This window comes from Bradyrhizobium sp. 18BD (assembly GCF_054185225.1).
Window position 1 is genome coordinate 263,963 of record NZ_JAVAYL010000001.1, and the last position, 19,253, is coordinate 283,215.

20 protein-coding genes and 1 pseudogene are annotated in these 19,253 nt (G+C 65.8%); 10 read left to right on the top strand and 11 right to left on the bottom strand.

Annotation, left to right across the window (positions count from 1 at the left end; all coding sequences use genetic code 11):
• Nucleotides 1-116: 116 nt before the first annotated feature.
• Nucleotides 117-1,508 carry a peptidoglycan-binding protein gene (locus RAD16_RS01270; RefSeq protein ID WP_458156073.1) on the bottom strand — a complete coding sequence of 464 codons (1,392 nt, stop codon included), beginning with the start codon at nucleotides 1,506-1,508 and terminating at the stop codon, nucleotides 117-119.
• Nucleotides 1,509-1,749: 241 nt separating this feature from the next.
• Between RAD16_RS01270 and RAD16_RS01275 the strand changes: the two genes are divergently transcribed.
• The 4 genes from RAD16_RS01275 (at nucleotide 1,750) to RAD16_RS01290 (ending at nucleotide 3,952) form a co-directional block, all read left to right on the top strand.
• A complete protein-coding gene (locus tag RAD16_RS01275) occupies nucleotides 1,750-2,124 on the top strand; it encodes a hypothetical protein (RefSeq protein WP_458156074.1) in 375 nt (124 codons plus the stop codon).
• 162 nt (nucleotides 2,125-2,286) lie between these two features.
• Entirely contained in the window at nucleotides 2,287-2,607 is a 321-nt protein-coding gene (locus RAD16_RS01280) for a hypothetical protein (RefSeq protein WP_458156075.1), read from the top strand.
• A 77-nt stretch (nucleotides 2,608-2,684) separates the two neighbouring features.
• Nucleotides 2,685-2,990, top strand: coding sequence for a YMGG-like glycine zipper-containing protein (locus RAD16_RS01285; protein ID WP_458156076.1), 306 nt, complete (start codon nucleotides 2,685-2,687; stop codon nucleotides 2,988-2,990).
• A gap of 98 nt (nucleotides 2,991-3,088) precedes the next feature.
• On the top strand, nucleotides 3,089-3,952 hold the full coding sequence (locus RAD16_RS01290; protein WP_458156077.1) for a hypothetical protein: 864 nt from the start codon (nucleotides 3,089-3,091) through the stop codon (nucleotides 3,950-3,952).
• A gap of 88 nt (nucleotides 3,953-4,040) precedes the next feature.
• Here the strand turns inward: RAD16_RS01290 and radC are convergent, their stop codons facing one another.
• Both radC and RAD16_RS01300 read right to left on the bottom strand, forming a co-directional pair.
• Nucleotides 4,041-4,754 (bottom strand): RadC family protein, encoded by a 714-nt coding sequence (gene radC / locus RAD16_RS01295; protein WP_458156078.1) that lies wholly within the window; start codon nucleotides 4,752-4,754, stop codon nucleotides 4,041-4,043.
• Between the two features lie 95 nt (nucleotides 4,755-4,849).
• The gene (locus RAD16_RS01300) at nucleotides 4,850-5,794 is read right to left on the bottom strand and encodes a DMT family transporter (protein ID WP_458156079.1); all 945 of its coding nucleotides are present in this window, start codon (nucleotides 5,792-5,794) and stop codon (nucleotides 4,850-4,852) included.
• Nucleotides 5,795-5,926: 132 nt separating this feature from the next.
• Here RAD16_RS01300 and RAD16_RS01305 point away from each other — a divergent pair, with 132 nt between their 5' ends.
• Nucleotides 5,927-6,523 (top strand): bifunctional transcriptional activator/DNA repair enzyme AdaA, encoded by a 597-nt coding sequence (locus RAD16_RS01305; RefSeq protein WP_458156080.1) that lies wholly within the window; start codon nucleotides 5,927-5,929, stop codon nucleotides 6,521-6,523.
• Nucleotides 6,524-6,539: 16 nt separating this feature from the next.
• Here the strand turns inward: RAD16_RS01305 and map are convergent, their stop codons facing one another.
• Nucleotides 6,540-7,358 carry a type I methionyl aminopeptidase gene (map, locus tag RAD16_RS01310; RefSeq protein ID WP_326903349.1) on the bottom strand — a complete coding sequence of 273 codons (819 nt, stop codon included), beginning with the start codon at nucleotides 7,356-7,358 and terminating at the stop codon, nucleotides 6,540-6,542.
• A 115-nt stretch (nucleotides 7,359-7,473) separates the two neighbouring features.
• Nucleotides 7,474-8,790 (bottom strand): mechanosensitive ion channel family protein, encoded by a 1,317-nt coding sequence (locus RAD16_RS01315; protein WP_458156418.1) that lies wholly within the window; start codon nucleotides 8,788-8,790, stop codon nucleotides 7,474-7,476.
• A gap of 221 nt (nucleotides 8,791-9,011) precedes the next feature.
• Between RAD16_RS01315 and RAD16_RS01320 the strand changes: the two genes are divergently transcribed.
• On the top strand, nucleotides 9,012-10,805 hold the full coding sequence (locus RAD16_RS01320) for a potassium/proton antiporter (protein WP_458156081.1): 1,794 nt from the start codon (nucleotides 9,012-9,014) through the stop codon (nucleotides 10,803-10,805).
• Between the two features lie 384 nt (nucleotides 10,806-11,189).
• Nucleotides 11,190-11,450 carry a PepSY domain-containing protein gene (locus RAD16_RS01325; RefSeq protein WP_458156082.1) on the top strand — a complete coding sequence of 87 codons (261 nt, stop codon included), beginning with the start codon at nucleotides 11,190-11,192 and terminating at the stop codon, nucleotides 11,448-11,450.
• A 24-nt stretch (nucleotides 11,451-11,474) separates the two neighbouring features.
• Here RAD16_RS01325 and RAD16_RS01330 read toward each other — a convergent pair whose 3' ends face one another.
• Genes RAD16_RS01330 through RAD16_RS01350 form a run of 5 tightly spaced genes read right to left on the bottom strand, consistent with a single transcriptional unit; the run spans nucleotide 11,475 to nucleotide 16,158 of the window.
• The gene (locus RAD16_RS01330; RefSeq protein WP_458156083.1) at nucleotides 11,475-12,386 is read right to left on the bottom strand and encodes a polysaccharide deacetylase family protein; all 912 of its coding nucleotides are present in this window, start codon (nucleotides 12,384-12,386) and stop codon (nucleotides 11,475-11,477) included.
• A 4-nt stretch (nucleotides 12,387-12,390) separates the two neighbouring features.
• Nucleotides 12,391-13,188 (bottom strand): ABC transporter permease, encoded by a 798-nt coding sequence (locus RAD16_RS01335; protein WP_458156084.1) that lies wholly within the window; start codon nucleotides 13,186-13,188, stop codon nucleotides 12,391-12,393.
• The gene (locus RAD16_RS01340) at nucleotides 13,188-14,051 is read right to left on the bottom strand and encodes an ABC transporter permease (protein ID WP_458156085.1); all 864 of its coding nucleotides are present in this window, start codon (nucleotides 14,049-14,051) and stop codon (nucleotides 13,188-13,190) included. The genes RAD16_RS01335 and RAD16_RS01340 overlap by 1 nt, the downstream gene beginning before the upstream one ends.
• The gene (locus tag RAD16_RS01345) at nucleotides 14,048-15,127 is read right to left on the bottom strand and encodes an ABC transporter ATP-binding protein (RefSeq protein ID WP_458156086.1); all 1,080 of its coding nucleotides are present in this window, start codon (nucleotides 15,125-15,127) and stop codon (nucleotides 14,048-14,050) included. Before RAD16_RS01345 ends, RAD16_RS01340 begins: the two co-directional genes overlap by 4 nt.
• A complete protein-coding gene (locus RAD16_RS01350; RefSeq protein ID WP_458156087.1) occupies nucleotides 15,124-16,158 on the bottom strand; it encodes an extracellular solute-binding protein in 1,035 nt (344 codons plus the stop codon). Before RAD16_RS01350 ends, RAD16_RS01345 begins: the two co-directional genes overlap by 4 nt.
• A 196-nt stretch (nucleotides 16,159-16,354) precedes the next feature.
• On the opposite strand from RAD16_RS01350, the gene RAD16_RS01355 reads away from it, so the two are divergent.
• Nucleotides 16,355-17,083, top strand: a complete 729-nt coding sequence (locus RAD16_RS01355; RefSeq protein ID WP_458156088.1) for a GntR family transcriptional regulator — start codon at nucleotides 16,355-16,357, stop codon at nucleotides 17,081-17,083.
• Between the two features lie 130 nt (nucleotides 17,084-17,213).
• Here the strand turns inward: RAD16_RS01355 and RAD16_RS01360 are convergent.
• Nucleotides 17,214-17,447, bottom strand: a pseudogene (locus RAD16_RS01360) (molybdenum ABC transporter ATP-binding protein); the annotation flags it as partial.
• 355 nt (nucleotides 17,448-17,802) lie between these two features.
• On the opposite strand from RAD16_RS01360, the gene RAD16_RS01365 reads away from it, so the two are divergent.
• Together RAD16_RS01365 and RAD16_RS01370 are read left to right on the top strand one after the other, a co-directional pair.
• Nucleotides 17,803-18,381, top strand: coding sequence for a class I SAM-dependent methyltransferase (locus RAD16_RS01365; RefSeq protein ID WP_458156089.1), 579 nt, complete (start codon nucleotides 17,803-17,805; stop codon nucleotides 18,379-18,381).
• A 10-nt stretch (nucleotides 18,382-18,391) separates the two neighbouring features.
• Complete coding sequence (locus RAD16_RS01370) at nucleotides 18,392-19,051, top strand: DedA family protein (protein WP_458156090.1); 660 nt, start codon at nucleotides 18,392-18,394, stop codon at nucleotides 19,049-19,051.
• Nucleotides 19,052-19,253 lie beyond the last annotated feature (202 nt).

Sequence of the window (19,253 nt, forward strand, 5' to 3'; positions counted from 1 at the left end):
GTTCGAGACGCCCGCCTGCGGCGGGCTCTTCACCATGAGGGTCTGACATCTCGCCGCGAACGCGACGTCATCCTGAGGGCCCGCCGCAGGCGGGCGTCTCGAAGGATGGCCGCAACTCACGTCGTCTGCTTGGGCGGCGGCGCGGTGCCTTGCGCCCATTTCTCCAGCTTGCCGAGCACGCCCCAGGCCGTGAGCGCCAGCGAGATCGGCATCGCGAACTGGCCGAGGCCCGGCACCGCCGACACGATCGTTCCGAGCAGTCCGGCGATGCCGCCAGCATTCGGGCTCGCCGTCACCGACGAGAGCAGCGCGGTGAGCACCGAGCCGCCGAGACCGATCGCCGTCTTCTTGCCGTCGAGCAACTTGCCGATGGTTTCGCCGAGCGCGCCGTTGACCTGGCCGAGCACGGGCTTGCCGTCCTTGTTGAGCAGCGCGCTGATCAGGTCGATCACCTGCTTCAACTGATCGACGGGCGCGGTGCTGGGCGCGCCGGGCTGGGTCGTCGCGGTCCCGGGTACCGTGCCGGTCCTGTTGACAAGCATCATCAACCGTTCGAGCAGATTGATCGGGTCGCTGGGCGCGGGCGCCGGCGTAACCGGCGGTGTCGGTAGTCTCTGTCCGGGTTGAAACAGCACCACCAGATCTTCCAGACGCCTCAGAACGGGAGACAGGTCCGTCGGCGCCGCAGCCGTTGTCGATTGCTGTGCCGCCCGCGTGATGGCGGCGGTGGTCGCGTTGTCGAGGATCCCGGTGTCGCTCAGGCCATGCTGCACCTGAAACTGCAACACCGCCGCCTTGGTCTTCGGTCCGACGATGCCGTCTTCCTCCAGCGGGGGATTGGCGCCGAGCTTGTTGAGCGACTGCTGCATCAGCAGCGCCATCGGCGCCAGGCTTTCCTCCGGCTCGATATGACCCGGCGACGACGGGGCATCGTCGAGCGTGATCGAGGGATCGAGCGCCATCATTGCCTGAAGGATCACCGCGGCCCCGAGTTGCGGGTCGACCTTGTTCGGATCGAACACGCCGTCAGAGACGAATTTGCCGGCTCGTTGCTCGGGCGGCCCGTAGATGTTCGAGCCGCCCCAGAGATAGGGCGAGCTCACCCCACGGCCGCGATAGCCGAAGCCGTTGAACTTCTCCAGCCGGAACAGGGTTTTCGCGATGCCCCAGTCGCGTGCGCCGACGAAGCCCTCGAGCTGGAGCGCGTCCACGGCGCCGTCGACGAACGACGCGAACGGGCCGCGTCCCCTGGGGACGATGGTTGTCACCCGGTGGAGCGACTGGCCGTTGCCGAGATAGGTGTCGAAATCGAAATCGGATTCGCGCGAGTGAAACAGTGCGACGACATGCCACTTCACCCCGGTCCGCTCTTCGATCTGCTTGTAGATGTCCTTGCCCCTGAGCGCCTTGCGCGCCGTTTCGTTGGCAACCTCGACGCGCGCCGGCCTGATCCTCATGTTGGACCAGTTTCGCTCGTATTCGGCTTTGATGTTCTCGAACGACACCATGTTTGGCTCCCGCAAATTGATGGATTATCGAAATCTCATGCAAGCCAGATATGGGTCAGGCGCCGTGAGCAGGGCGTGACCCCAGCGTGATCCGACGGAATGTGGCAGGTTGCCGATCCCGGCCGTATGAAATGGCTTACAGATTTAGCGGGCCGATCGACGCAGCCTGCGATTGCAGGTCGGGGAACGGTGACGCCGGCCATCCGTTAGCAATGTAGATGGTTTGGTAAGGAGGCCCCGCATGGCCAAGCGCGTCCTCGCGATCGGCATCGAACCCGGCAACGCGGATTACAGCGCATTCCCGCAGCTCACGCCGGCGCTCGTGCGCAACTATATCGAGGCGCAATTGCTGCGCCTGCGCGGTCTCGGCTTCGAGGTGACGAGCTGCCTGATCGATCTCGACGTGACGGCGGAAGCCGGCGTCACGGCCGCGCTGCGCGACGAGCGCTTCGACTGCATCGTGATCGGCGCGGGACTGCGCGAGCCGAACGAGCGCCTGCTGCTGTTCGAGAAGGTGCTCAACCTCGTCCACCGTCTCGCGCCGGATGCCGCGATCTGCTTCAACACCATGCCCGCTGATACCGCCGAGGCCGTGCAGCGCTGGATCGAACCGTAACCGCGTTTGCGGCAGGCCAGCGTCGCAGCCGGCCTGGTGTTCTCACCATCAACCTTTTGCAACATCCTGCAGCGCCGCGTATTTTTCGTGGTCCGCTCATTATGTTGCGTGCTACGTTAGGTACAATCTTACATAGAATCTAAATTTCATACAGGTCCCTCGATGTTCAGAGCCGTCGTCATCCTTGTTCTCGCCCTTGCCCTCTCCGGCTGCGATGCTATCGGCGCACTGAAGGAAGGGATGCAGCAGGCCCAGGCCGTCGAGGGCGATCTCGAGCAGTCGACAGGCATTAGGCCGCGGGTCGGTTTCAACTGGCGTAACGGACGCCTCGCATCGGTGACCGTCCTGTTTCCGCGTCTCTACCAGACCAAGTCGATCGGTGATCTCGCCGGCCTTGTGCGCGAGGCGGTGACCAGGGAATTCAAGCAGACGCCGGACGCGATCGTGCTCTCCTTTGCCCTGGACAAAGGCCCCTCGGTCTGAGGCGGCCCACGACAATGGGTCTGGCTGGACATCGTCCCGAACGCTATGACTGTCAGCACCTATCTGGAGGATGCGGAATGCTTCGAGCTGTTGGAATGGCGCTGTGCCTGAGCGTTGCGATGGCGGTGCCGGTGCATGAAGCGGCGGCCCAGGATGCCGTCGGCGGCGCCATCATCGGAGGTGTCGGCGGGGCGATCCTCGGTGGCGCGCTTGGCGGAGGCCGCGGCGCTGCCATCGGCGCCGTCGTCGGTGCCGGCACGGGCGCCGCGATCGCCTCCGAAGGCGAGCGCCGCCGCGCCGGCTACTATGCCTATCAGCGCGGCTGCTACATGCAGCGCCCTGACGGCTATTATGTCCGGGTCGATCAGCGTTATTGCTATTGATCGATCTGCCGCCGGCGTTCCGGGATCGACGGCGGCCGGCGAAATTGGGGGAGGGGTGATGCCGGCCGGCGAGCCGCCATCCCGAGGTGGTGGATCGCATGCATTTCCGATCTCGCTTATGCCGGTGGCTGATCGCCGCGATGATGGCCGGCGATCTCGCCGGGGCCGGAGTTGCCCGGGCGCAACAGATTCCGGCCGACGAACCCGCCTTTACCGCCTTCGTGGCCGAGCGCATCCGCGCCGAGATCCGTGACACCCCCGTCGCGATCAAGGGCCCGCTGACACTGTCGATCGGCCCTCTGCAAGCCAACCTCGATCGCATCTACGCCTTCTGCAAGGCCAACGCGAGCGCCTGCAGCAAGGAGATCGGCACCTATGTCAGCGGCATCAAGGCAACGACGAGCAGCCGGAACGATCCCCCGACCAAGGCGGCCCTTCGCGTGGTCGTGCGCTCGGCCGACAGCATGCGGCAGGCGCTTCGGGAGGTCGATGCGCGCGGGCCGGCCCTGATGCGGCCCCTGGCCGAGGGGCTGGTGATCGTCCCGGTGCTGGATTCGCCGCGGGCGGTCAGGGTGTTCAATGACAAGGATCGTGCTGCGCTCGGCCTGACATCGGACCAGGTCTTCGACATCGCCATTGCCAATCTGCGCAGCAGCGTGAAGCCGCTCACGACCGTCGCAAAGCCGGTGCCATCGGGACAATTCGGCACGGTGACGGGAGATTACTACCAGACGAGCCGGCTTGCGCTGATCGACAGCTGGGCCCCGCTGGCGCAAGCCCAGAGCGGTGTGCTGATCGTCGCGGCGCCATCGCCGGATCTCGTGGTTTATGCAAGCGAAGACAGCAGTGCCGCGCTCGACGCGCTGCGGACACTTGCGAAGAACCTCATTGCGCGCGCGCCGAAGCCGTTGTCCGGGAGCTTGCTGCGCTGGACGCCGAAGGGCTGGCAGCTCGTTCGGTGAGGCAGCTGATCGTCCATGGCTTGCCGCGCTCATCCGGTAGATTGTGCAGCCAGTCGCTCATGCCGTTCTTGCCACCTGATTGGCGATTCTAAATCAACCGCATTCCCCGCAGGCTCGCATGCCCGCTCTTGCCCACGATGATGTGATCGTGCACGGCGATGCCGAGCGGCTTTGCGATGTCGATGATCGCTTTCGTCATCTGGATGTCGGCCTGCGAGGGCGAGGGATCGCCTGAGGGGTGATTGTGCACGAGAATGAGGGCGGTCGCCGACAACTCCAGCGCGCGCTTGATGACCTCGCGCGGGTAGACCGGGGTGTGGTCGACGGTGCCGGTCTGCTGCACCTCGTCGGCGATGAGCTGGTTGCGCTTGTCGAGGAACAGCAGGCGGAATTGCTCCTTGTCCGAGAACGCCATGCTGGAGCGGCAATAGTCGATCACCTCGTTCCAGGACGACAGCGCGTTGCGGCTGTTGACCCCGCCCTTGGCGACGCGATGCGTTGCCGCCGCGATCAGCTTGAGCTGGTGGACCGCGGCCTCGCCAATGCCGTCGATCTCGCGCAGCCGCGCCACCGGCGCATGAACGACCTCGGCGAACGAGCCGAACGTCTTGATCAGGATCTTCGCCAGCGGTTTGGTGTCGCGCCGCGGCAGCGCCGGAAACAACGCCATCTCGAGGAGCTCGTAGTCGCTGAGCGCATCCGCGCCGGCGCTGTAGAAGCGCTCGCGCAGCCGCTCGCGATGGCCGTGATAGTGCGGCGTGTCCTCCGGCTTGCTCTTGTCGTGGTCGGTTTTGGCGGGCATCGGCCGCCAGCATCGCTGCGGGATCGCGCTTTTGCAACCGTCAATTGCGGTGCGGCCCGCTGGTCCCGGCGTCGGAGTTTGAAGGGCGGCGACAATCAGCCGGCCGGCTCTTTGGCGCGTCGCGGCGGCAGCGGCATGGTGACGGCAATCACGCCGGCGAGGATGACCGTCATTCCGGCGAGACCGGACCAGGTAAAGCGCTCGCCGAGAAAAACGATGCCGAGCGCCACCGCGAATCCTGCGCGCAAATAGCTGCCGCTGGTCGTGCCGAGCGGCCCGAGCGTGCGGATCAGCCGGAAATAGATCACCATCGCAATGGCGGTACAGATCACGGCGAGGATGATGACTGCTGCGATTGCGTCGGCGGGTGGGGACGGCAGCGCCCATGGCTGCTCGATCACCGCGGCTGCCGGCAGCATCAGGGTCGCGGCGCAACTCATGGCCCCGGCCGCCGCGACGATCGCGGGAAGTTTTGAAAACCGCTGCCCCCATATCGGCGCGAGCGCATAGCACAGGCTCGCGCCCAGCACGGCCGCCTGCGCCAGCGGTGCTGAAGTGCCGATCCCGGACAACGCATCGGGACCCATCGTGATCGCGACGCCGGCGAGGCCGAGACAGACGCCGATGATCTTCCAGCCGCTGACGGTCTGCCGTCCGCGCCCGGTGACCAGCGCGATCGCAAGCACGAACATCGGCGGGGTCGCATTGAGCACGCCGGCGAGACCGCTCGGGATATGAGCCTCGCCCCAGCTGATCAGGGTGAACGGCAAAGCACTTTGCAGCAGTCCCTGCACGAAGAAAGCTGCCCACACCGAGCCTTGCCTGGGAAGGGCGTGTCCCTGCGCGCGTGCGATCACGACCAGGAGAATGGCCGCGATCGCCACGCGTGCGGCAACCATCGTGAATGGCGGGATCGTCGGGATCGCGAGCTTGATCAGCGTGAACGAGCTGCCCCAGATCAGCGAGAGCAGCAGCAAAAGCCTGATCTCGAATGCGACAGTGGTTTGTCCTGACGTCGTTCGTTGCGCCTGCATGCTCATGCGAATCTGCTCCTGGATGGACCGGAACCATGATCCGGCGTGGCGGCGCAGGCTGGCCGGATTCGGACCTCATCGCCCGACCGAGTCCGATTTCGGCTACTCGGCGCGTCGCGCGGACACTATCCTTGCCTCATGGCAACAGGCTCGACGCATCGGCAAACGCTGCCACCGCATCTCGATTGGGACACATGCGACCGGGCACGGCTCGCGCGTGCCCGCGCGTTCGACGGCCTGTTCTTCTCCGGCGTGCGCTCGACGCGCATCTATTGCCGGCCGGTCTGCCCCGTCCGTCCCGCCCGTTCCGAGAATGTCACCTTCTATGCGACAGCGGCCGCGGCCGAGCGGGCCGGCTTTCGCCCGTGCCTGCGCTGCCGGCCGGAAACGGCGCCGGGTTCGCCTGCCTGGATGGGCACGGCCACCACGGTCGCGCGCGGGATGCGCCTGATCAATGACGGCTTTCTGGATCGGGCATCGATGGCGGAGCTTGCGGAGGCGCTTGGCGTCGGGCCGCGCCATCTGCTGCGCCTGTTCATGCGCCATGCCGGCGCGAGCCCGAGCGAGATCGCGGCGACGCGGCGCGTGCAGGAGGCCAAGCGCCTGATCGACCAGAGCGAGATGACGCTGGCGGAGATTGCGTCTGCGGCCGGCTTCGGCAGTGTGCGTCGCTTCAACGATGCCTTTGCCGCGACCTACAAGCGCGCACCGTCGTCATTCCGCCGCCGGCGCTAGCCGAGGCGATCAGCAATCACCCGATCTGCTTCTCGCCGTGTCGCTCCGACAGCGTAAAGATCTCGACGCCGGTGGCGGTGACGCCGACGGAGTGCTCGAACTGCGCCGACAGCGAACGGTCGCGGGTGACAGCGGTCCAGCCGTCGGAGAGGATCTTCACGTGCGGCTTGCCGAGATTGATCATCGGCTCGATGGTGAAGAACATGCCGGGCTTGAGCTGCACGCCCTCGCCGGGGCGGCCGATATGGATGATGTTCGGCTCGTCGTGGAACATGCGCCCCAAGCCATGGCCGCAGAAATCGCGCACCACGCTCATGCCCTGCGGCTCGACAAAACTCTGGATGGCGTGGCCGATGTCGCCGGTGGTGGCGCCCGGCTTCACGGCGGCGATGCCGCGCATCATGGCTTCATAGGTAACCTCGATCAGCCGCTCGGCCTTGCGGGCGATCGGGCCCACCGCATACATCCGGCTGGAATCGCCGTACCAGCCATCGACGATGAAGGTGACGTCGATGTTGACGATGTCGCCTTCCTTCAGCGGACGGTCGCCCGGCATGCCGTGGCAGACCACGTGGTTGAGCGAGGTGCAGGTCGAATAGCGATAGCCGCGATACATCAGCGTCGCCGGAAAGGCGCCATGGCTGAAGGCGAAGTCGCGGACGAACTGGTCGATGCGCTCGGTCGGCACGCCGGGGCCGACGATGTCGGTGAGCTCGTCGAGGCACTTCGCCACCAGCGCTCCCGCCTTGCGCATGCCGGCGAAGGCGCCCGGCCCATGCAGCTTGATCTGTCCGGTCTTGCGCAGGGAGGTATCGGTGGCTTCGACGTAGCTCATGCGTGTGGTGTCTTTGCGGGCTCGATGTCGGCGGAAGGGCTTGATTTCAGGCCCTAATCTAATGATCGCGGGCCTTCATGCAAGCCGAGCGTGCCGTTTGCGCCCGAAAGCGGGCCTAACTCGGGACTTCTACGGTGGTTTCGACCGGCAGGGCGCCGCCGCGGAGGCGGATTTCACGGACCGGGTAGGGAACCCGGATGCCCTCGCGCTTGAAAGCGTCCCACAGCGCCAGCATCACGTCGCTTTTGACGTTGTCCATGCCGTCGGGGTCCGCGATCCAGAAGGTCAGCGAGAACTTCATCCCGGCCTCGGCGAACTCGGTCAAAATGCTGTTCGGCGGCTTGCCCTTGGTCGCGCGCGGATGGGCGGCGGCGGTCTCGGCGGCGAGCTTGGTGACCAGCCGGGGATCGGCGTCGTAATTGGTGCCGAAGGCGATCTTCACCAGCGTGTTCTTGTCGGTATAGGTCCAGTTGACGACCTTCTGCGTCACCAGATCCTCGTTCGGCACCAGGAACTCGCGGCCGTCGCCGGCGGCGACGGAAATATAGCGCGTCTTCATCGCACTGATGCGCCCGGTATTGTCGCCGATGGTGACGAGGTCGCCCGGCTTCACCGATTTGTCGGCGAGCAGGATGATGCCCGAGATGAAATTGGCGACGATCTTCTGCAGGCCGATACCGATACCGACGCCGACCGCGCCGGAGAACACCGCGAGCGCCGACAGATCGATGCCGACCGCGCCGAGCGCGATCACGATCGCGACCGCAAGCAGGCCGATGCGGATGATCTTGACCAGCAGCACCTGCACCGACGGCGTCAAATCGGTGGTCGAGTTGATCCGGCTCTCGGCGAAATTGCTGGCGATGTTGGTGAGCCAGAGCGCAATCAGCAGGAGCGCGCCGGCCTTGATCACCAAGAGCGGCGTCAGCCTGAGGCCGCCGAGCACGATCGCGACGGAATCGAGCAGCTCGACGGTGGCATCGAGCTGGCCGATGATGGACAGCGCCGCCACGAACCACGCCGTGATCGACACCAGCTTGACGATGAAGGCGTTGCGCAGCACCGAGGTCACGAGCCGGATCGCGAGCCAGGCGAAGCCCAGCTTGGCCGCGACCATCAGCAGATAAGAGCGGCTCGGCCAGGTCGCGTGGTACATCGCCACCCGCGAGATGATCACGAGCAGGGTGAACACCGCCGTCGAGGCGCTCGCCAGCATGACCCGGGCGAAGTGCCGGAGCGGCAGCGGCCAGCGCATCGCCAGCGAACTCATGTCGATGCGGTTGCGGATGGTCGCTTCCGCGGCATAGGCGATGCCGGCTGCGATCAGCATCAGGCCGAATTGCAGGTAGAACCAGGGTGACGCGATTTCCGCCCCGACGCTGCGTGCGGTGGTCTGCACGAACTCCATGAAGTCTTTCATATCCATCGGCAGGTCTCGTCGGAAAGGTCTCGTCGGGAGGCGGGTCGTGGGATTGATTCGAAGGCGCCGCAGAATCCCACAAAGGGCACGGCCGGACCATCGATACACCGCGAAGTGAGGCGCGTTAAGGCCGCAAAATACGGGCAGATTGCCGCGAGCGGGCGAAAATGGGTTGGCGCGCCGGTGCGGCGACGATATGGATGCAATTCCAGCGATTTGTACCCGGAAGGTGGATGGCCTCTCTCGACTCTGTCAGCCTCGCCATATTACTCGGCGCCGTCCTCGTCATGGCGGGCATCCTGTCGAGCCTGCTCGCGCTGCGCTTCGGCGCGCCCCTGCTGCTCGTCTTCCTTCTGATCGGCATGCTCGCGGGCGATTCCGGCCCCGGGCAGCTCCAGTTCGACGACGTCCGCACCACTTATCTGGTCGGCTCGGTGGCGCTGGCCCTGATCCTGTTCGACGGCGGCCTCAAGACGCGCTTCGCCAGCATCCGCACCGTGCTCGCGCCATCGGTGGTGCTCGCCACCGCCGGCGTGCTCCTGACCGCGCTGGTGACGGCGCCGTTCGCCAAATTCGCGCTCGACCTCAACTGGGCGGAGTCGCTGCTGGTCGGCGCCGTGGTCGCCTCGACCGATGCCGCCGCGGTGTTCCTGCTGGTGCACACGCAGGGCCTGCGCCTGCGCCCGCGCGTCGGCGCGACGCTGGAGGCCGAATCCGGCACCAACGATCCCTTCGCGATCTTCCTCACCTTGATGCTGGTCGAATATATCTCGCTGGGCTCGAGCTCGGCCGGGCATGTGGTGATGGAGTTCGTCCAGGAGGCGGTGCTCGGCGCCGTCGTCGGCGTGATCGGCGGACGTCTGGTCGTCATCGCGCTCAACCAGGTGGCGCTGCCGCAGGGCCTGCACGCGCCGTTCGTGACCACGGGCGCGCTGGTGATCTTCGGCGGCTCGCAGATCATGCACGCCTCCGGCTTCCTCGCCGTCTATCTCGCCGGCATCATCATCGGCAATCGCCCGACGCGCGCGCATAATTCGGTGGTCGCCTTCCTCGATGCCGCGACCTGGCTGGCGCAGATCGTGATGTTCGTGCTGCTCGGCCTTCTGGTCTCGCCGAGCCGGCTCGGCGCCAGCGCTCTTCCTGCAATCGCCGTCGCATTCGTGCTGATGCTGATCGCGCGGCCGCTCGCGGTGTTCGTGTGCCTCGCACCGTTCCGCTTCAACTGGCGCGAAAAGATCTTCATCGCCTGGACCGGCCTGCGCGGTGCTGTCGCGATCTTCCTGGCCTCGATCCCGATGCTGGTCGGATTGTCGAAGGCTTATCTCTATTTCGACGTCGCCTTCGTCGTCGTCATCATCTCGCTGCTGCTGCAGGGCTGGACGCTGGCGCCGGCCGCACGCAAGCTGCACGTCGCGCTGCCGCGCACCGAGCGCGGCCCGCGCCGCGTCGAGCTCGACCTGCCCGGCCAGCTCGAGCAGCAGCTCGTCGGCTATTCGGTGCGGTCCAAGAGCCTGTATTTCCGGCGCGGCCTGATCCCGTCCTGGTCGAAGCCGACGCTGGTGATTCGCAACGAGAACATCCTGACGCCGGCGGAAGCCGAACCGATCGCGCCCGGCGACTACATCTACCTCTTGGCCCCGCCGGAAAAGGCGGACTCGCTCGACCGCTTCTTCGTCGACATGCAGCCGAGCTCGGCGCCCGATCCGCATCTGCTCGGCGACTTCATGGTCTCGGGCGAGCACACGCTGGCCGAGCTTGCGGAGATCTACGGCGTCAAGGTCAGCGAGGACGAGGCCAAGCTCACGCTCGCCGACTATTTCGACGTCCATCTCGACCGCGCGCCGAAGGAGGGGGCCGAGCTTGCGCTGGACGAGATCGTGCTGGTCGCGCGCAGCATCTCGGGCGGCCGCGTCAACGTCGTCGGCTTGCGCCTGCCCGAAGAAGACGAGACGCCGCCACCGCTGACCCGCCGGCAGGCGCTGCGGCGCAAGCTCGCGGACGTGTGGACCTCGGTGGCGGGGGTTTAGAGCGCTCTCGTGTCCCGGACGCGCCGCAACGCGCAAGCGTTGCTGCGCAGAGCCGGGACCCATGGCGCTGTGGGCAGCTTGGCAGGCGACGCTAACCAAGAACTCGTCATTGCGAGGAGCTCTTGCGACGAAGCAATCCAGGATCCCTCCGCGGAGAGATCCTGGATTGCTTCGCTGCGCTCGCAATGACGGTGCTTGTTGAGGCGCCGTACCTCAACGGCGCCATCGCAGCCCTCGGAAGCGAAACACCTGCCAGACAACCGCCACCAAATCGCCGCAACCGCCGAAGATTTGCGCGGCTTCGTGACTCCCGGTTCCGGAACGTCCCGCGGCGTTATCCGTTCTTAGCGGCGTAACGGTCAACGTATCCGACAGGAGCACCAAATGCGGAAACTCATCTTGCCGGCCATCGTCGCAATCGGCCTTGGAACAGCGGCGCCGGCGCTGGCCTATGACAGCGGCGACCAGATCTCGATGCAGGCCGCGCTCGACGTCGCCACCGATATCGGCGTCATGACCATCTCGCACACCGAGTTCGCCGGCGACGAATGGCAGATCGAAGGCCGCGACCGCACCGGCCGCTGGATGGAGGTCGATGTGGACGCCCGCACCGGCGAAGTGCGCAACGTCGATCGCGGTTGGTAAAGCGCCTCTGGTAGCCGGCGAGGATCAGATCTTCGCCGGCACCACTTCTCGCCAGTGCCGCGCAATCGCCGCGCGCGGCGCGATCCACGCGACGCCGCTCCTTGTGACGTGCGCGAGGATCCGGTCCAGCGCACCGATGCGGCCGGGCCGTCCGATCATGCGTAGATGTAGGCCGATCGACATCATCTTCGGCGCGGTCTCGCCTTCGCGCTTCAGCCATTCGAATGCATCAATGACATAATCGGCAAAGTCCGCGCCGCTGAAGCGCGAGGCGTTGTAATACTGCATGTCGTTGGTGTCGAAGGCGTAGGGCAGCACCAGGTGCTGCTTGCCCGAGACGCCCCTGTAATAGGGCAGGTCGTCGTTATAGGCGTCGCTGTCGTAGAGAAAGCCGCCGTCCTCGACCAGCAGGCGGCGCGTGTTCGGCGAGGTCGCCGAGCGGGTGTGCCAGCCGACCGGGCGCTGTCCCGTGACGCGCGCGATTGCCGCCACCGTCTTCGCGATGACCTCGCGCTCGGTCGCCTCATCCATGTCGGCGTGGCTCTGCCAGCGCCAGCCATGCGCCGAGACCTCGTGGCCACGCGCGATCGCATCGCGCGCCAGCTCAGGTGAGCGCTCGACCGCGCGGCCGCAGGAGCTCACGGTCGCCTTGACGCCGTGCGCGTCGAACAGGTCCATGATGCGCCACCACGCAGCGCGCGTGCCGTATTCGAAATGGCTGTCGATGCAGCTATCGGGGCCGTCGAGTTTGTGTACGACTTCGTAGATCGCCTCGTTGCCGGCGTCGCCGTCGTTGATCGAGAACTCCGAGCCCTCCTCGAAATTCACCACCAGCGACACCGCGACGCGCGCGCCGTTCGGCCAGCGTGCATGTGGCGGCTTGCCGCGATAGCCGGCGAAGTCGCGAGGAGAGGTGGTTTGTTTCGGTTCGCTCATGGAATTAGTCCGAAGTTCCGGCCATGCGGTGCAGGCCGACGACGCGGTCGCTGACGAACAGCAGGATCACCGTGCCCAGGAGGATGAGGGTGGAGAGCGCCGCGAGTGTCGGGTCGGGCGCTTCCTCGATATACTGCAGCATCCGGATCGGCAGCGTCTTGGTGCGGACGTCGGCGAGGAAGATCGATACCGGATAATTGTCGAACGACGCCAGGAACGAGAAGATCCCCGCGATCAGGAACGACGGCGCCAGCGCCGGCACCATCACCCGCAGCACGCTGCCGGGATAGGTGCAGCCGAGCGTGCGCGCCGCCTCGATCAGCGTGAAGTCGAACCGCGCCAGGCCCGCGATCATCGTGCGCGCGACATAGGGCAGCGTGATCACGAGATGGGCGACCAGCAGCGTACCCCAGGGCGTATTGAACCCGACGGCGCGAAAGCCCTGCAGCAGCGCGATGCCGAGCACGAGGCCCGGCATCATCAGCGGCGAGACCAGGGCGGTTGCGAAGACATCCGCGCCCGGCAGTTTTCTGCGCGTGATCGCGATCGCGGCGAGCGTGCCGCAGACCAGCGAGATCGCGGTCGACAGCAGCGCGATCTGCAGCGACAGGAACAGCGACGGCCAGAAGCCGTCGAGCCGGCCGATCCGGCCATACCAGCGCGTCGACGCGCCGGTCAGCGGCAAATCGAACACCGGCGTCGGCGAGAAGCTGGCCGCCGCGATCACCAGCAGCGGCAGCACCAGGAACAGGGCGAGAGCGATCGCCATCACCCAGCAAACGATGATTGCGGTGCGCGTCATCACTTCGGCTCCCGCGACAGGCGTGCGCTCAGCGCGACGACGGCTATTGCGATGGCCAGCAGCACCACGCCGGCGGCGGCGCCAAACCCGGGCTCCCGTGCCAGCAGGTATGCCTTGGCGATCGTGGTCGCGAGCGTCGGGTACTTTTCGCCGATCAAGAGGGTCGGCACCACATAGGCGGAGACCGACAGTGAGAACACCAGCGCGATGCCGGCGATGATGCCGGGCAGGGTCAGCGGCAGGATCACGCGAAAGAACGTCACGACCGGCGAGGCGCCGAGCGTGGAAGCCGCCTCCGCATAGCGCGGATCGAGCTGGGCGACGATCGCGTAGATCGGCAGGATCATGAAGGGGAGGAAGATGTTGACGGCGCCGATGATCAGCGCAGTCTCGGTGAAGATCATCCGGATCGAGTCCTCAATGATGCCGAGTGCCATCAGCGTCTCGTTGACGATGCCGTCGCTGCGCAACAGGATCGTCCAGGCGAACGCCTTGACGATGACGCTGGCCGCGAGCGGCAGGAACAGCGTCGCCAGCAGCACGGAGCGCAAGGCGCCGCGGGCGCGCGCCAGCGCGAAGGCGGCGGGATAGCTGATCAGGAAGGCGATGATCGTCGTCAACAGCCCAAGCCGCAGCGAATTCCAGATCACGCCGAGATAATAGGGCGTGCCGAGCAGGCGCTTGTAATTGGCGAGAGTAAGCCCGCTCGTGTCGACAAAGCTGACGCCGAGCAGGAGCAGCAGCGGCAGCGCGAACACGCCGGCGATGATGACGAAGGAGGGCACCACAAAGCCGAGCGCCGTCAGCCGCTCGCGATCCACGGCGGGCGGCACTATCGCAGCAGGAAGGGCCGCCTCGCTCATGCTTGCGCCTCCATCGGAAATGCAAAGGTCTCGGTGACAGGCCAGCTCAGGCGGATCTCGTCATGTACGCCGGGGATCGCGCCGTCGCGCCCGGACAGTTCTGCCAGCAGGCTTTCGCCCGCGCCGGCATCGACATCCACCAGCGTGCGCGAGCCCTGGAACACGACGGAGCGAACGCGCCCTGACGCCGAGTTCGTCTCGCACTCGCCGCCGATCCGAAGCTGCTCGGGCCGCGCGGCGACGATAACGGGAGATCCCGTCTGGAAATTGCCGAGCGCCGAGAGGCGGCCGACCTTGGTCTCGACCTCGACCTTGCCATTGCTTGCCGCCAGAACCGTGCCGGCAATCCGCGTGGAGAGCCCGACGAAGTTGAGCGCGAACAGGCTGGCGGGCCGCAAATACAATTCGCGCGGTTCGGCGAGCTGTTCGATGCGTCCCTTGTTCATGACCGCGACGCGGTCGGACATGGTCAGCGCCTCGTCCTGGTCATGGGTGACGAAGATCGCGGTCGCATTCACCTCCTGCAGCAGGCGGCGCAGCTCGACCTGCATCTCCTCGCGCAGCTTGCGATCGAGCGCGGACAGCGCCTCGTCGAACAGCAGGACATCAGGCTCGACCGCAATCGCGCGCGCCAGCGCGACGCGCTGCTGCTGTCCCCCTGACAGCGCCGAGATGCGCCGTCCCGCGAGATGGCCGAGCTTGACCAGCGACAGCGCGCGCTCGACCGCCGCGTCGATCTCGCGCTTGGCCGCGCCGCGCACCTTCAGCCCGAACGCGATATTGCCGGCGACGGTCAGATGCGGAAATAGCGCGTAGCTCTGGAATACGACGCCGACATTGCGCTTGTGCGGCGGCACATTCGTGATGTCTCGCCCGGCGAGCTCGACCTTGCCTGCGTCAGGCCGAGCCAGCCCCGCGATGGCGCGGAGCAGCGTGGTCTTGCCGCAGCCGGAAGGGCCGAGCAACGTCACCAGCTCGCCGCGGCGGATGGTGAGGTCGATATGGTCGAGGACCGTGGTCGGCCCATACCGTTTGGAGACGCTGCGAACGACGAGATGCGGCGCGGCCTCGCTCATGTCATCTCCTTGCTCCAGCGATCGACCCAGCCGGCGCGGTTCTTGGCGACGAACGCCCAGTCCGGCGCGAACAGCGAGGCGGGATCGGGGAAGCCGGCCGGCGTCGGCGTGCCCTTGTTGGTCGGGGCGACAAACGCCTTGTCGGCCAAAATGGTCTGCGCCTCCGGGCTGAGGAAGAAGTCGATCGCGGCATCGGCGAGATCGCCGGCCGGCGCGCCCGCCACCTTCGCGATCCCCGACGGCATTGCAAAGCCGCCATCCTGCGGCACGGCGAGATCGACCGGCGAGCCCTCGGCTTTCCGGATCAGCGTGTAGGCGGAGAACTGGCCGCCGATCATCCAGGCCTCGCCTTGCTCCATCAGATTGATGGCCTGCGGTGCGTTGGTATAGACGTTCAGCAAATTCGCCTTCAGCTCCTTCACCTTCTTGAAGGCGGCGTCGATCTCGTATTGCGCTTCCTTGTAGGGCTTGCCGGTCTCGAGATGCGCAGCCGCCAGCAGCGTCCAGAACCCTTCCGTGTTCGAGAGCGACGGCACGATCACGCGCGAGGCATATTTCGCGTCCCACAGGTCGGACCACTTCGCGGGCGCGGTCTTCATGCGCTTGGTCGAATAGGCGATGCCGGCCCAGGGCCGCTGATAGTTCGCCCACATGCCGTCCTGGTGCACCGCGCCGTCCACGAGCTTGCCGAGATTGGCGATCGACGACGCCGACATCCTGGTGATCAGGCCCTCGCTTGATGCCGGCAGCATCACGGGATCATCCATGATGACCACCGAGATTTTCGGCGCGGCCTTGTCGGCCTGCATCTTCTGCAGATTGGTCAGCGAATTGGTGCCCTCGTAGAGCACCTTGCAGTCGAGCTTCTTCTCCAGCACCGGAAACAGGTCGGCGTTGAAATACTTTGCGGCGCCCGCGGGGCCGCCGATGACGATCTCCTTGGGCGCGGCGCGCAACCGTGCCGGTGCCGCCAGGACCGCGGCTACGGCCGCGCCCGATTTCAGAACGCTGCGTCGGGAGGGGGTGTGCATGGGCATGTCCCGTTTGTTGTGCGTAAAGCTTGCCTCGAGACAGCAGCAAGCGCCATGCCAAATGTGCACATTTTTATAAAGATAAGTAATTTCAATGGATTGAACGAACCTTGGATCGGTCGTATGCACAGTCCCACGGCGAATGTGCACATTTTTTGGAGGTGACGCTGCGCATCCTTTGGGCCTAGCTAGCGCCATGGCGACGCAGCGCAGGCGAAGTGGCAAGGCGAATCCGGCAGAGGACGAGGCGGTCTATCAGGCCATCCTGCACGCGCTGCTGGAGGGCAAGCTGAAAGCCGGCACCAAGCTCGCCGAGCCCCCGCTCGCCGACATCTTTGGCGTCTCGCGCGAGCGTATCCGCAAGGTGCTGCATCGGCTCGGCGCAGAGCGGCGGCTGGAGATGATCCCCAACCGCGGCGCCCGCGTGCCGCGCCCGACGCTCGACGACGTCCGCAGCGTGTATGAGGCGCACCGCGTGCTCGAGGCCGGCGTGCTGACGCAGCTCGTCCGCCTCGTCGACGACGTCCTGATCGAAAAGCTGAACGCCCATCTCGCGGCAGAACGCGCCGCCGCAACGCGCGGCGACCGCGCCGCCTCGGTGCGCCTGTCGGGCGCGTTCCATGTTCATCTGGTCGAGGCGCTCGGCAATGCCGAGCTCACGCGCTTCCTCGCCGATCTGCTCAGCCGCTCCTCGGTGATGGTCTCGGTCTACGAGCCCGCGGCGGATTCGATCTGCGCCGTGGACGAGCACGGCGCCATCGTCGAGGCCCTGCGCGCCCGCGACGTCGCGCGCGCCATTGCCGTCTCGCGCGAGCATTTTCTCCATGTGGAGAGCCGGCTGCATCTGGATGATGATGCGGTGCCGGCGGGCGACGATCTGGCCGCGGTGTTCACGGCGGTGAAGCCGAAGCGGCGGAAGCGCTAGCTTTTCGCGCCGCTCTTGCCGCGCGTCATTGCGAGGAGCCCTTGCGACAAAGCAATCCAGACTGCTTCCGCGAAAAGACTCTGGATTGCTTCGCTGTGCTCGCAATGACGGGGATGGGCCACGGGCCGGCTTACGTCAGCACCTTCGCCCCACCGAACGACGTCACCCGCCCCTGCTTCAGCATCACGATCTGCGTCGCGAGCTGGCGCAATTCGACAACGTCGTGGCTGACATAGACCATAGGGACATTGGCCTCGTCACGCAGCCGGACCAGATAGGGCAGGATCTCGAGCTTGCGGCCTTCGTCGAGCGCACCGAGCGGCTCGTCGAGCATGTCCTGACGCGCGAGCACCGCGCGCAGCCCCGTGACCATCTCCGGCTCGTCTTCCGCCAACAGCACCCGCATCGACAAGCCTTTCCTTCGCGCTCGTCGTTGCCGGCTTTTTGTCCAATTCATTGCGGCAACCTTGCGGCTCCATCCAGCGCGAACGTCGCGGATGTTTTTCTGAAAGATGCGCATTCGCGACAGACTCTCGCAATGTTGGCGTGAGACTGAAGCCACTATTGGGTCGGGCTTGATCATCCTGCCGGGCCCGACATGGCTCACCCGCGCGACGCTCCGCGTTCGATGGCGGACACGCGCAAGCGGAAAGACATTTTAATGGCCTTGGTACCGAACCCCACCTGCGAAACCGACTGCATCGCGAGGGAGATATCGCATGTCGTCTGCTGACATCCTGCCGTTCTTCCGCGCCTGGATTCGCGATCCTTTGCGTGTCGCAGCGGTTGCGCCGTCAGGACCCGCCGCGTCGTCGCTGATGGCGCAGGAGATCACGGCCGAGACCGGCCCCGTCATCGAACTCGGCCCCGGCACCGGCGTGTTCACCCGCGCATTGCTCGATCGCGGCGTCCGGCAGCAGGACCTGACGCTGGTCGAATACGGCTCCGATTTCATCCCGTTGCTGCAGCAGCGCTTCCCCGGCGCGCGCGTGCTGTGGATGGATGCGGCCTGGCTGGTGAAAGAAAAATTGTTTGAGGGGGCGCCGGTCGGCGCCGTCGTCAGCGGCCTCGGATTGCTCACGATGCCGCCAGGAAAAGTGCTGGCGATTCTCGGCGGCGCGTTTGCCTATCTCCGTCCGGGCGGCGCGTTTTACCAGATCACGTACGGCCCGCGTTGTCCCGTCCCTGATGCGATCCTCGATCATCTCGATCTGCAGGCAAGCTGTGTCGGGCAGACCTACCGCAACCTGCCTCCGGCCTCGGTGTACCGGATCAGCCGCCGTCGCCCCTACGCGTGATCGAGGCACCATGGACACGTCGAGCACGATCGCAATGTTTCTGCACTTCGGCCTGCTGGGCATTGGTTGCCTGGCGATCGCCGAGAAATTCATTCCGCTGTTCCCGTCCTACGTTCTGTTGATGCTGCTCGGTCTCACCGTGTCCGACGGCGCGTCGCTGGCCATGACCATCGTGGCGACAAGTGTTGGATCGGTCGTCGGCGCGATCGGCTGGTACGGGCTTGGCCGCGCGCTCGGCTCGCAGCGGATCGAGCGACTGGTGAGGACTTACGGCAAATACGTGCTGCTGCGGCCCTCGTTCTATCAGCAGCTCACCAATGCCTATCGCGGCAACCATTTCTGGGTCACGCTGATCGGCCAGACGCTGCCGACCGTGCGGATTTATCTGGCGTTGCCGGCCGGCGTGCTGCAACTGGAGCCGCGCGCCTTCGTCACCGCCACCGCGATCGGCACCGTGATCTGGAACATGCCGTTCCTGAGCCTTGGCTATGTGCTGCGCGACAGCGGCCAGGATCCCGTCAGCATCGGCTTCTGGGTGGTCGCCATCCTCGTCGCTGTGGAGGTCGCGATCATTCTCGGACTTCGCTTTTACGCGCACGCGATCGCGCGGCCGCGCCTCGCGTCGTCGCGCGCCATCGCCGCCCCCAAGGCCGTGGAGGAGATTGCATGAGACCCCTGTTGTCCCGGTTTCGGTCCGGCTCGCACACGCTTGAGCACCTCACCGCCGCGGTGCTGATCCTGCTCGCCGGCCTTCAGTTCGGTGTCGCTGCGTCCGACGGGCGGCATCGTGGCGCCCAGTTCGCGCTCCTGGTTCTTGCCGTCGGCGTCTATTGGCATCGCTCGATCTTCCGGCGCCGCGCCAACCGCGATGT